This is a genomic window from Mesorhizobium sp. KACC 23794, from assembly GCF_052180275.1.
GTDB lineage: Bacteria > Pseudomonadota > Alphaproteobacteria > Rhizobiales > Rhizobiaceae > Kumtagia.
Window position 1 is genome coordinate 4,805,916 of record NZ_CP197465.1, and the last position, 11,378, is coordinate 4,817,293.

Here is an 11,378-nt window from a genome sequence, read left to right on the forward strand (position 1 = left end):
CGCCTTACCCGGCCTTCAGCATGTAGCCCGCGCCGCGCACCGTATGCAGGATCGCGCTGTCGAAGCCCTTCTCGATCTTGGAGCGCAGCCGCGAGACGTGGACGTCGATGACATTGGTCTGCGGGTCGAAGTGATAATCCCAGACATTTTCCAGCAGCATTGTGCGTGTCACCACCTGGGCGGCATGGCGCATCAGATATTCGAGCAGCTTGAATTCGCGCGGCTGCAGGACGATCTCGCGGCCGGCGCGGCGGACGGTGTGCGACAGCCGGTCGAGTTCGAGGTCGCCGACCCGGTACAAGGTCTCGGCGTTGTTGAAATTGGCGCGGCGGCACAGAACCTCGATGCGGGCCAGCAGCTCGGTGAACGCGTAGGGCTTCGTCAGATAATCGTCGCCGCCGGCACGCAGGCCGGTAACACGGTCATCCACCTCGCCCAGCGCCGAAAGGATCAGCACCGGCGTGGCGTTGCCGTGAGCGCGCAAGCCGGCGATGACGGACAGGCCATCGCGGCGCGGCAGCATGCGGTCGACCACCATGACGTCGTAGTCGCCTGTATCGGCCAGCGTGTAGCCCGCGTCGCCGTCGCCGGCGACATGGACCGTGTGGCCAGCCTCGGAGAGCGCCTTCTGCAGATAGTCGGCCGCCTCGCGATCGTCTTCTATGACCAGAATCTTCATCGGATCATCATACGCGAAATCGAGCTGGCCTGCTGGAACGATGTTCATCGGTGTTCCTCCCTGGAATTGGGTGGAGAGTGCGGCAGCAGCCGATGGGAGCTGCTGCCGCCCGAACCGATCCTACGAGGACTGACAACTGGACCGGTTCAAGTCCGCGGCGCCCCGGTCGGGGGTGTTGAAGCAAGGCGCCGGGACATCGGTCAGCCGCGGCCGATCGGCAGGGCCACGAAGCGGCTATTGTCGTCGCGGGTGATCTGGACGAGAACCGCCTTGCGACCGGCCTTCTCGGCGTCGTTCATCGCGGTAGTCACGTCCTTGGCGCCCTTCACGTCGCGCGAGTTGATCGAGACGATCACGTCGCCGGCCTGAATGCCACGGTCGGCGGCATCGCTATCGGGATCGACGTCGGTGACCACCAGGCCCTTGCCATCTTCCGACGGCGTAACCGTCAGGCCGAGATCGGCAAGCGAGGAAGGCTCGGCCTGCTGTTGCTTGTCCTGATCGTTCGACGCCTGCTTGTCGGGGCTCGGCAGCGTGCCGAGTTCCAGATTCAAGGTCTCCGACTTGCCGCTCCGCCAGACGGTGACTTCCACCGACTTGCCGGGCTCGATGGCGCCGACCGCACGAGCCAGTTCACGCGGCGAATCGACTTCCTTGCCATCGACGGCGGTGATGATGTCGCCCGCCTTGATGCCGGCCTTCAACGCCGGGCCACCTTCCTGCGCCTGGGACACGATCGCGCCCTTGGCATCCTGCAGGCCGAGCGAGTCGGCGATGTCCTTGTTGACCGGCTGGATCTCGACGCCGAGCCAGCCGCGCGAGACGCTGCCGTCCTTCATCAGGGTCTGCACCACCTGCTTGGCGGTGGACGCCGGAATGGCGAAGGCGATGCCGACATTGCCGCCCGAAGGCGAGAAGATCGCAGTGTTGATGCCGACCACCTCGCCGCTCAGATTGAACGCCGGGCCACCGGAATTGCCGCGGTTGACCGCTGCGTCGATCTGCAGGAAATCGTCATACGGCCCGGCGCCGATGTCGCGTCCGCGCGCCGAAACGATGCCGGAGGTCACGGTGCCGCCGAGGCCGAACGGGTTGCCGACGGCCACGACCCAGTCGCCGACGCGGACCTTGCTGTCATCAGCGAAGTCGACATAGGTGAACTTGCGGCTGTCGTCGACCTTCAGCACGGCCAGGTCGGTGCGCGGATCGGTGCCGATCAGCTTGGCGTCGAGCTCGTCGCCATTGTTCATGACGACGGTGAAGGCAGTGCCGCCCTCGACGACGTGGTTGTTGGTGACCAGGTAGCCGTCCTCGGAGATGAAGAAGCCGGAACCCTGCGCGACAGGGCGCGGACGTTCGTCGCGGTTGCTGCGGCGCTGCTGCTGTCCGCCATTATCGCCATCGCCGCGGAATTCACGGAAGAAGCGCTTGAGCGGATGGTTGTCGGGAAGCTGGTCGAAGCCGGGACCACCCTGGAACATGTCGGCCCCGCCATTGTCGGAGGCCGGCTGGATCTTGGCCTTGACCTGGACGCTGACGACGGCCGGCGAGACCTTGTCGACGACATCGGCGAAGCTCGGGACCTGCGGCGCCTGGACGCGGACGGCGTCGGCGAGCACCGGGGCGGTGCCAGTCGTGACGGCGCCGAATCCGATCGCGCCGGCGATTGCAACGGAAGCGACGGCGGCCAGCAGGCGCGCACGGGTCCGCGAAACGGTATTGGTGGGGGTGCTCATGGCTTCTATTCCTCTTCAGCAGGATGCGTCTTGGGCGGCATCCGGTGCTGACAGAGATAGGAGCCGGCACATTACGGCGCCATTTCCGGCGAATGAAATTTAGGTAATGTTCGAGGGCTATGGGCGGGGCTAGTTTCGCCCTATCTTCAAGGGCGCTCGCGCCCGATCCACGGGCCACGCCCCGGAAATGTCATGCTGGCAGACATCGATGATTCAGCAACCTCGGCAGCGATAACGAACTGGCTGATCGGGCCGGCGCGGCGCAGCCTGCTGCCGGAGCAGATCGTGCAGCAACTGGCCGAACGCCTCGTCGAAGCCGGCGTGCCGCTGTGGCGCGTGCGGATCGGCCAGTCGGTGGCCAATCCGCTCATCGGCGCCTGGGGCGCGGTGTGGGTGCGTGGCGGACAGTCCGAACTCTACACCATCGCGCGCGGTGTGCTGGCGACGAAGGCCTATCATGGCAGCCCGTTCGCGCATGTCATCGGCACGCGAACCAGCTTTCACCATTCGCTGGAGAACCTGCAACCCGGACGCGACCATCCCGTCCTGTTCGAACTGGCCGAGGGCGGCAGCACCGATTATCTGGCGCTTCCCATCGAATATGGCGACGGTTCGGTCCAGGTCGGCGCCTTCGCGACCGATCGCCCTGGCGGCTTTGCGGCCCGCGACATCGCCATGCTCGAAGGGCTGGCTCCGGCGATCTCGGCCGCGCTGGAACCGGCGGCGATGCGCCATTCGATGGAGAGCCTGCTGGAAGTCTATCTCGGCACCGGACCGGCAAGGCGCGTCGCCAAGGGCAATTTCCAGCGCGGTCAGATGACCGAGGCCGAAGCCGCAGTACTGGTCACCGACATGCGCAACTTCACCGGCCTGTCGGAGCAGCTTAGTCCGGATGCGTTGCTCGACCGGCTTGGCGGTTATTTCGAGGTTGTGGTCGATTCGGTTCGGGCCGAGGGTGGCGATGTGCTCAAATTCATCGGCGACGGCGTGCTCTCCGTCTTTCCGGTGGGGAACTCCGATCGCAAGGACGTTTGCCTGCGCGCTGCCCGCAGCGTTTCACGGGCTTTTGGCGACACCACCCTCGACGGCATGCCGTTCGTGGCGGCCATGCATGTCGGCCCGGTCGTCTACGGCAACATCGGCAGCCGAGACCGGCTCGACTTCACCGTCGTCGGCCCGACGGTGAACTATGTCAGCCGGCTGGAAGGCGTCGCCAAGCTGCTCGACAGGCGCGCCGTGTGCTCGGCCGATGTCGCGTCCGCCTTGCCCCCGGAGATGGTCGACGAACTCGGCCGGCAAACGCTCAAGGGTTTTGCCGGACCGCAGGCGGTGTTCGAACTGAGGGTCGAACCTCAAGCCCAGCCATAGCGTTCGCGCGCAGCGCGACGTGCTACGGTCGGCGCCTTTACCGTTCAGCCTCGCCGAGAATGCGGCTCAGCGCCGCCTGCTCTTCGTCCGAAAGCTTCGTCTCCGTCCGCCGCCTGGACCGGGCGGAAGCGAAAGCGAAGACGCCGCCGACCAGAAGCAACAGAACCGGCGTTCCCCAAAGCAGCGCGTTGCGCGTGCTGAAGCGGGGCTTCAAAAGCACGAACTCGCCATAACGCGCCACGACGAAGTCGAGCACCTGGACATCGGTATCGCCGGCCGCCAGCCGCTCGCGCACCAGCACGCGCAAATCATGCGCAAGCTCCGCATCGGAATCGTCGATGGACTGGTTCTGGCAGACCATGCAGCGCAATTCCGCCGAAAGGGTTCTCGCCCGCGCCTCGAGAGCCGGATCGCCAAGCATTTCCCCTGGCTGCACGGCAAGCGCCGGCGCGATGGCGGCTGCGACGGTCAAGGCCAGCGCCGCAAGGACTGTGCGCAAACGGATCACGCTCCGGCTCCGGCCGGGGTCGCGGTCTTGGCGCGTTTGGCCGGCGCGCCGACGCGCAGCCGACGATCGCTCAGCGAAACCGCGCCCGCCGCCATCATGACCAGCGCGCCCAGCCAGATCAGCGTGACCAGCGGCTTCCACCAGATACGCACGACAATGCCGCCGTCGGCGGTCGGATCGCCCAGCGACACGTAAAGCTGGCTGAAGCCGAGGGTCAGGATGCCGGCCTCGGTCGTCGGCATCTGCCGCGCCGTATAGAGGCGCTTGGCCGAAGTCACCTCGCCTTGCCGCACGCCATCGGCGCCGACCAGCAGGAAGAGCGCGCGCGTCTCGGTGTAGTTCGGTCCCTGCACCGGCGCTACGCCTTCGAAGCGCAACGTCTTGCCGGCGATGTCCGTCGTCTCGCCGGGCTTCATCGTGGTGATGTGCTCCGCACCGAAGGACAGGGTCGCGACGATGCCGAGGATCGTCAACCCCATGCCGAAATGCGCTATCGCAGTGCCGAAGACGGAACGCGGCAGGCCGGCCAACCGCCGCGCCGCCACTGGCAACGGCACGCTCGTCAACGCGGATTTCTGCGCCAGATCGGTGAGTGCTCCAAGCATCATCCAGGCGGCCAGGCCAACGCCAAGTGCTGCGAACACCGACGCGCCGTCGACGAGCAGCAGGGTGACGAGCACAGCCAGCAGCGCCCCACCGAAGGCTGCCATCAGCCTTTGCGCCACCGCGTAGAGGTCGCCGCGCTTCCAGGCGAGCAATGGCCCGAACGGAATGAGCAACAGGAGCGGCAGCATCAACGGGCCAAAGGTCAGGTTGAAGAACGGCGCGCCGACGGAGATCTTGTCGCCGGAGATCGCCTCGACCACCAGCGGGTAGAGCGTGCCAACGAGAACCGTCGTCGCCGCCGTGGTGAGAAAGAGGTTATTGAGAACCAGCGCACCCTCGCGCGAGATCGGGCTGAACAGCCCTCCCGCCGAAAGGCTGCCGGCGCGCAAAGCGAACAGCGACAGCGAACCGCCGATGAAGATCATCAGGATCGCCAGGATGAAGATGCCGCGCGTCGGGTCGGTGGCGAAGGCATGGACGGAGGTCAGCACACCGGAACGCACGAGGAAGGTGCCGAGCAGCGACAACGAAAAGGTCAGGATGGCGAGCAGGATCGTCCAGATCTTCAGCGCCGAACGCTTCTCCATGACGATCGCCGAATGCAGCAGCGCGGTGCCCGCCAGCCATGGCATGAACGACGCATTCTCGACCGGATCCCAGAACCAGAAGCCCCCCCAGCCGAGTTCGTAATAGGCCCAGTAGGAGCCCATCGCGATGCCGCCGGTCAGGAACATCCACGCCGCAAGGGTCCAAGGCCGCACCCAGCGCGCCCAGGCGGCGTCAATGCGCCCGTCGATCAGCGCCGCGACGGCGAAGGAGAAGCAGACGGAGAAGCCGACATAGCCGAGGTAAAGCAGCGGCGGATGGATGGCGAGGCCGATATCCTGCAGGATCGGATTGAGATCGCGGCCCTCGAAAGGCGCTGGCTCGATGCGGATGAACGGGTTGGACGTCGTCAGCACGAACAGCAGGAACGCCGCGCCGATCCAGCCCTGCACAGCCAGCACATTGGCGCGCAATGTCGCCGGCAGATTGCCGCTGAACACCGCGACCAGCGCCCCGAAGAAGGTCAGGATCAGCACCCACAAAAGCATGGAGCCCTCATGGTTTCCCCAGGTGCCGGTCACCTTGTAGAGCATCGGCTTCAGCGAATGGGAATTCTCCCAGACGTTCATCACCGAGAAATCCGACTGGACGTAGGCCATGGTGAGTGCAGCAAAGGCGATGCCGGTGAAGGCAAACCCGGCGACGGCCACAGGCCCGCCGACCGCCATCAGCCTGGAATCACCGGTCCGCGCGCCGACCAGCGGCACCAACGACTGCACCAGCGCAAGGGCCAAGGCCAGAACCAGGGCGAAATGTCCGGCCTCGACGATCATGAACCCGGCCTCACGGTCTCATCCTGCCAGACGCCCTTTGCCTTCAGGCTGTCGGCGACTTCCTTGGGCATGTAGTTCTCGTCGTGCTTGGCAAGCACGCTGTCGGCGGCGAACACGCCGTCGGCGCGCAGCGTGCCCTCGGCGATGATGCCCTGCCCCTCGCGGAAAAGGTCCGGCAGGATGCCGACATAGGCGACGGGAACGGATTTGTCCTTGTCAGTGATGGCGAAGGAAACTTCCGTGCCCTGCCCGCGCTTCACTGTGCCTTCCTCGACCAGCCCGCCGAGGCGGATGCGCTGGCCGGGCTCCAGCGTTGCCGCATGCAGTTCCGCCGGCATGTAGAAGAACGACGCCTTCTGCCCGAGCGCATAGAAGGTCAGCCCGGTCGCCGCGCCGAGGAAGGCCAGCGCGCCCGCGATCACCGACAATCTCTTCTGCTTGCGCGTCATCAAACTCTCATTCCGTCGAAGACAGGCCAAGCGACGTAGCCAGCGCCAGCAGCCGCTTGCCGTCCTCGCTGCCGCCGTCCAGCGCCTGGAGCCCGCGTCCAAGAGCCTCTCGCGCCTGATCGGTCTTGCCAAGCACGACATAAGAACGAACCAGCCGCATCCAGCCTTCCGGATCACGCGGATTCTCGCGCAGTTTCGCGTCGAGCCCGCTCACCATCTGTTCGATCATCGCCGTGCGGTCTTCCTGCGACATCGATGAAGCCGCATCGACCTCCTCGGCTGACGGACCGGGCGCGGCGGGTTTTTCAGCTGCAGCAATGCGGCGTCCAGCCTCGGCGACCGCTTCCTGCACCGGAACGCGCCACGGGCTGTCGGCCGGCAAGTCGTTCAGCATCAGTTGCCATGCAGCTGCCGCATCCTGCATCCGGCCTTCCTGCGCCAATGCGGTCGCGAGATAGAAGCGCGCCTTGGCGTTAGCCGGATCAACGGCAGCCGCCTGCTTGAACACGCCTTGCGCCTCGGCGGTCACGATGCCGCCGGCGGCGTTCGCCATCGCCTCGCCCAGGCCGGCCAGCCTGTCTCCGCTCTCGCCGAGCAGACGGTTCGCATTCCGGTAGGCGGCTACCGAATCGGCGAAACGGCCCGTGCGCAGATAGATCGGCGCCAGAACGTCCCAGCCACGGCCATCTTCCGGATTGGAAGCAAGGTGGCCTTCCGCGCGGGCAACGAGCTCGGCCATCGTATTGTCGGCGGGATCGGCCTGGAGACGTGCGCTCAGCGGCTGGCCAGTCAACAAGGGTGAGCCGAGCGACGCATACAATCCCCAACTGACGATCGGCACAGCCAGCACCGCCGCCACACCAACCATGCGCGCAAACGACCCGCCGCCGATCTTGGACGTATCGTCCCTGGCATCGGCCAGCTTTAGGATACGCCGGCCGATCTCGGCCCTGGCCTCTTCCGCTTCCGTCTTACCGATCAGTCCCCGCCCGGCGTCGCGGTCGAGTTCGCGCAACTGGTCGCGATAGACTTCGATGTCGTGATCCTGCGCAACATCCGCCTGCGGCTTGCGCCCGCTCAGCGGCAGCATGACCGCCAGGCTGGCGGCCAGTGTCAGCAGCGCGGCGACAATCCAGAACAGCATGCGCGTCTCAATACCCGTCCTGCGGCGGCGTGCCAACTCGCGACCGCTGCGGCTGATTGACAGCCGGCGCGATGAACCACTCGTGCGAACCGAGATTCAGGTCAGGCTGAGCCGAAAATGGTGGATTTCGAGAACCGGAGCGGAGCGTACTTTTGGGTACGTGAGCACCGGAAGCGCAGAAAACCACCATTCGCAGGCCAGCATCACCTGAATCTAGCTCAGCGTCGCCCAGCTTCCATCCGTATTGCGGCAGGCCGTGCCGCGCGCGGTGCGCGTCGCGCCATCCATCACGATCGTGTGCGTATACTGTCGGCAGTCCTGGGACCCTACTCGATAGGGCTGTGCCGGCACCACATTGCCGGAACGGCCGGAGCCATCGCCCGCCCAGTTCACCGCTTGCCCGCTCTGAGTGTACTCCAGCGCCTTGTACTCGGCCTCCAGCGCCTTGCGGCGGTCGCCGCTGTTCAGTCCTTTGCCGATGTCGCCAGTCACCAGTCCGCCGACCATGCTCGCCTTCCCGCCGGTCACCGGGGGCGTGTCGACCGCAGGACCTCCGGGCTTGCCGCCAAGACTGGACGTCGTCCCGCAGCCCGCAAGTGCAAGCAGACCAGCAAGCAGCGCCATCCGAATCGTCATCACCACCACCGATCGAGGCCGCCTGCGGCATAAGAATGCCGCCGCGATACTGTTGATATTGGGCCGAAATTTGGCCGGCGCCGCCCGACATTTTACCGTCGATCCCATCTAATCGACCCGGCGCAACAGGACAACAGCCTTCAGCCCGCCCAGTGAGGCACGCCCGAGTTCGATGCGGCCGCCATATTCGTTGACGAGATCGGAGACGATGGCGAGGCCCAGACCGGTGCCGGGTTTGGTTTCGTCGAGCCGCTTGCCGCGCTTCATCACCTCGCGCGCCTTGTCGTCGGGAATGCCCGGCCCGTCATCCTCGATGATGATCGCGAACATGTTTTGCCCGTCGACCGGCGGGGCTGCCGACAGCGAGATCGTCACCCGCCGCCGCCCCCATTTCATAGCGTTTTCCAGGAGATTGCCGACGATCTCCTCCAGGTCTTCCCTCTCGCCCGCAAAGATCATCTCCTCACCGGGCGGAACGAACGTCACCGTCATCCCGGCGTTGAGCTTGGCCATCACCCGGGCCATGCGCTCCAGCAAGGGCGTCACCGGAGTGCGATAGACGACGCTGTCGCGCTGCGCGGCGATCCGCGCCCGCTGCAGATAATGTTCGAGCTGGCCTTGCATGGCCGTCGCCTGGTCGGCGATGATCCTGCCCTTGTCGCCGCCCAGCGCCCGCGCCTCGTTGAGCAGCACGGCCAGCGGCGTCTTCAGCGAATGCGCGAGGTTGCCGACCTGCGTGCGCGAGCGCTCGACGATGCGGCGGTTGTTCTCGATCAGCGCATTGGTCTCGTTGGCCAGCGGCTCGATCTCCGTCGGGAAGCTACCGCCCAGCCGCTGCGCCGTACCCTCGCGCACCTGCGCCAGCGCCTGGCGCACGCGCGCCAGAGGCCGCAGGCCGAGCAGGATCGCCGCAGCGTTGATCGCGATCATGCCGATGCCGAAAAGCGAGAGATAGGTGAAAAGCCGGCGCTCGAAGATGCCGATCTCATTCTCCAGCTCGCTGCGGTTGCCCATGACACGGAAGCGGGCCACGCGGTTCTGCGCGTCGAGGACGAATTCGTTCTCGAACACCTCCAGTTCCTCACCGCCCAGGCCCTCGGTGACATAAGTGCGCTGGAAGCTGGAATTGAACGGCGCCTCGGCGACGTCGGGAGACGGCACCGAGCGCGTCATGGACAGCGAGCGCAACCTGCCGGCCAATCCCTGCGAGATCGGTTCCACCTCCCAGTACCAGCCGGATTGCGGCTCCGAGAAACGCAAATCTCCGAGATCCGGCGCACCGGTCAGCGCACCGGTCGGCGACACGCCGACCGAACCGATGAGATTGAAGAGATGCGCGGAGAGCAGGCTGTCGAATCCGCGCTCGCTGGTCTCGCGATAGAGCGCGGCGATCACCGTGTAGATGACGATCAGGGTGACGATCGCCCAGATGGTCGAAAAGGCGACGACGCGGAAAGCCAGCGAGCGCGGCGTCAGCGAGTGCGGCCAGACCCGCCGGCGGATAGGGACTTTGCCGGGTTCCGCCGTCACGCCTCCGGCTCGCGCATGCGATAGCCCATGCCGCGCACCGTCTCGATCATGTCGATGCCCATCTTCTTGCGGAGACGGCCGACAAACACCTCGATCGTATTGGAATCGCGGTCGAAATCCTGGTCGTAGAGGTGTTCGACAAGCTCGGTTCGCGACACCACCTCGCCCATGTGGTGCATGAGATAGGCGAGCAGCCGGAATTCGTGCGACGTCAGCTTCAGCGGCGCGCCGTCCATGTCCGCCTTGGACGCCTTGGTGTCCAGACGAAGCGGCCCGCATGTCAGTTCGGACGATGCATGACCGGCGGCGCGCCGGATCAGCGCGCGCAGCCGCGCCAGCACTTCCTCGATGTGGAAGGGTTTCGTCACATAGTCGTCGGCGCCGGCATCGATGCCCGACACCTTGTCGCTCCAGCGGTCGCGCGCGGTGAGGATCAGCACCGGCATTTTCCGGCCGTCGCGGCGCCAGCGCTCGACGACGCTTATGCCGTCCATCTGCGGCAGGCCGACATCCAGCACCACCGCGTCATACGGCTCGGTGTCGCCAAGGAAGTGCCCCTCCTCGCCGTCGAAGGCCTTGTCGACCACATAGCCGGCATCGCCCAGCGCCTGGGTGAGCTGCCGGTTCAGGTCCTTGTCATCCTCGACGACGAGTATGCGCATGGAATCATCCGTCCGAATTCGGGAAGGTTATCTTACAGGAGCAGCGGGCAGCCGTGAAATCGCGCGCTCTCAGTTCAGCGGCACGACGATCTCGGTGCGGCGCGGCCTCTGCCCGTCCTTGCCGGGGACCAGCACGACGATGACGCAGACCGGCTGGCCGCCCTGGCTCGACTGGCTTGCCCGCGCCAACGTACCGCCGTTCTGCGCGGCCACCTGCTGGCCGATGGCATAGCAGTCGGCCTGGATGAGCGCAGTGGGCAGGCCGTGATCAGGCGCAGGCACGAAAACCGGCGCGGCATCCGCCTGAGCAGCAAACATCGTCACGGCGCAGAGCGCTACGAAGCTAGGCCGTAAAAGGGACAGGAGCCGTTTCATGCGGGCTTTCTAACCCATTCCTGCTGAACGCGGAATGAACGAATCCTTATAATAGCAAGACAGGTGCCCTCCCCGCCGTCTATCCGCTTTTTCAGCCGATCCGCGACTGCGCGAACAACCGTCCCATCAGCGCAATCACCCCGGCCACGGCGGCCACCGCCTGCAACAGCGCATCGACAAACGCCGCGTCGTCGAAGCCTTCCAGCGGCACGCCGAACAACCCGGCCAAAGCGGTCAGGATCGTCACGATGGCGGCCCAGATCGTACGCGACAGATACCACGGCTTGGTGTCGGTCATGTTGCTTT

12 protein-coding genes are annotated in these 11,378 nt (G+C 65.6%); 1 reads left to right on the plus strand and 11 read right to left on the minus strand.

Annotated features, from left to right (window positions below):
• Window positions 1-4: 4 nt before the first annotated feature.
• Window positions 5-679, minus strand: coding sequence for a response regulator transcription factor (locus tag ACSBOB_RS23590; protein ID WP_442583808.1), 675 nt, complete (start codon window positions 677-679; stop codon window positions 5-7).
• Between the two features lie 200 nt (window positions 680-879).
• The gene (locus tag ACSBOB_RS23595; protein WP_442578496.1) at window positions 880-2,415 is read right to left on the minus strand and encodes a Do family serine endopeptidase; all 1,536 of its coding nucleotides are present in this window, start codon (window positions 2,413-2,415) and stop codon (window positions 880-882) included.
• Between the two features lie 192 nt (window positions 2,416-2,607).
• Between ACSBOB_RS23595 and ACSBOB_RS23600 the strand changes: the two genes are divergently transcribed.
• Entirely contained in the window at window positions 2,608-3,783 is a 1,176-nt protein-coding gene (locus ACSBOB_RS23600; RefSeq protein WP_442578497.1) for an adenylate/guanylate cyclase domain-containing protein, read from the plus strand.
• 37 nt (window positions 3,784-3,820) lie between these two features.
• On the opposite strand, the gene ACSBOB_RS23605 is transcribed toward ACSBOB_RS23600, so the two are convergent.
• The 9 genes from ACSBOB_RS23605 to ACSBOB_RS23645 all read right to left on the minus strand — a co-directional run bounded on the left by ACSBOB_RS23605 (window position 3,821) and on the right by ACSBOB_RS23645 (window position 11,370).
• The gene (locus tag ACSBOB_RS23605) at window positions 3,821-4,288 is read right to left on the minus strand and encodes a cytochrome c-type biogenesis protein (RefSeq protein WP_442583809.1); all 468 of its coding nucleotides are present in this window, start codon (window positions 4,286-4,288) and stop codon (window positions 3,821-3,823) included.
• Window positions 4,288-6,273, minus strand: a complete 1,986-nt coding sequence (locus ACSBOB_RS23610; protein ID WP_442583810.1) for a heme lyase CcmF/NrfE family subunit — start codon at window positions 6,271-6,273, stop codon at window positions 4,288-4,290. Before ACSBOB_RS23610 ends, ACSBOB_RS23605 begins: the two co-directional genes overlap by 1 nt.
• A complete protein-coding gene (gene ccmE / locus ACSBOB_RS23615) occupies window positions 6,273-6,725 on the minus strand; it encodes a cytochrome c maturation protein CcmE (protein WP_442578498.1) in 453 nt (150 codons plus the stop codon). Before ccmE ends, ACSBOB_RS23610 begins: the two co-directional genes overlap by 1 nt.
• A gap of 7 nt (window positions 6,726-6,732) precedes the next feature.
• Complete coding sequence (ccmI, locus tag ACSBOB_RS23620) at window positions 6,733-7,869, minus strand: c-type cytochrome biogenesis protein CcmI (protein ID WP_442578499.1); 1,137 nt, start codon at window positions 7,867-7,869, stop codon at window positions 6,733-6,735.
• 213 nt (window positions 7,870-8,082) lie between these two features.
• Entirely contained in the window at window positions 8,083-8,505 is a 423-nt protein-coding gene (locus tag ACSBOB_RS23625; protein ID WP_442578500.1) for an RT0821/Lpp0805 family surface protein, read from the minus strand.
• 108 nt (window positions 8,506-8,613) lie between these two features.
• Complete coding sequence (locus ACSBOB_RS23630; protein ID WP_442578501.1) at window positions 8,614-10,035, minus strand: ATP-binding protein; 1,422 nt, start codon at window positions 10,033-10,035, stop codon at window positions 8,614-8,616.
• Window positions 10,032-10,697: a response regulator transcription factor gene (locus ACSBOB_RS23635; RefSeq protein ID WP_442578502.1), complete on the minus strand. Its 666-nt coding sequence runs from the start codon at window positions 10,695-10,697 to the stop codon at window positions 10,032-10,034. Before ACSBOB_RS23635 ends, ACSBOB_RS23630 begins: the two co-directional genes overlap by 4 nt.
• Window positions 10,698-10,766: 69 nt before the next feature.
• Complete coding sequence (locus ACSBOB_RS23640) at window positions 10,767-11,072, minus strand: hypothetical protein (protein WP_442578503.1); 306 nt, start codon at window positions 11,070-11,072, stop codon at window positions 10,767-10,769.
• Window positions 11,073-11,163: 91 nt separating this feature from the next.
• Complete coding sequence (locus ACSBOB_RS23645; protein ID WP_442578504.1) at window positions 11,164-11,370, minus strand: hypothetical protein; 207 nt, start codon at window positions 11,368-11,370, stop codon at window positions 11,164-11,166.
• Window positions 11,371-11,378: the final 8 nt, after the last annotated feature.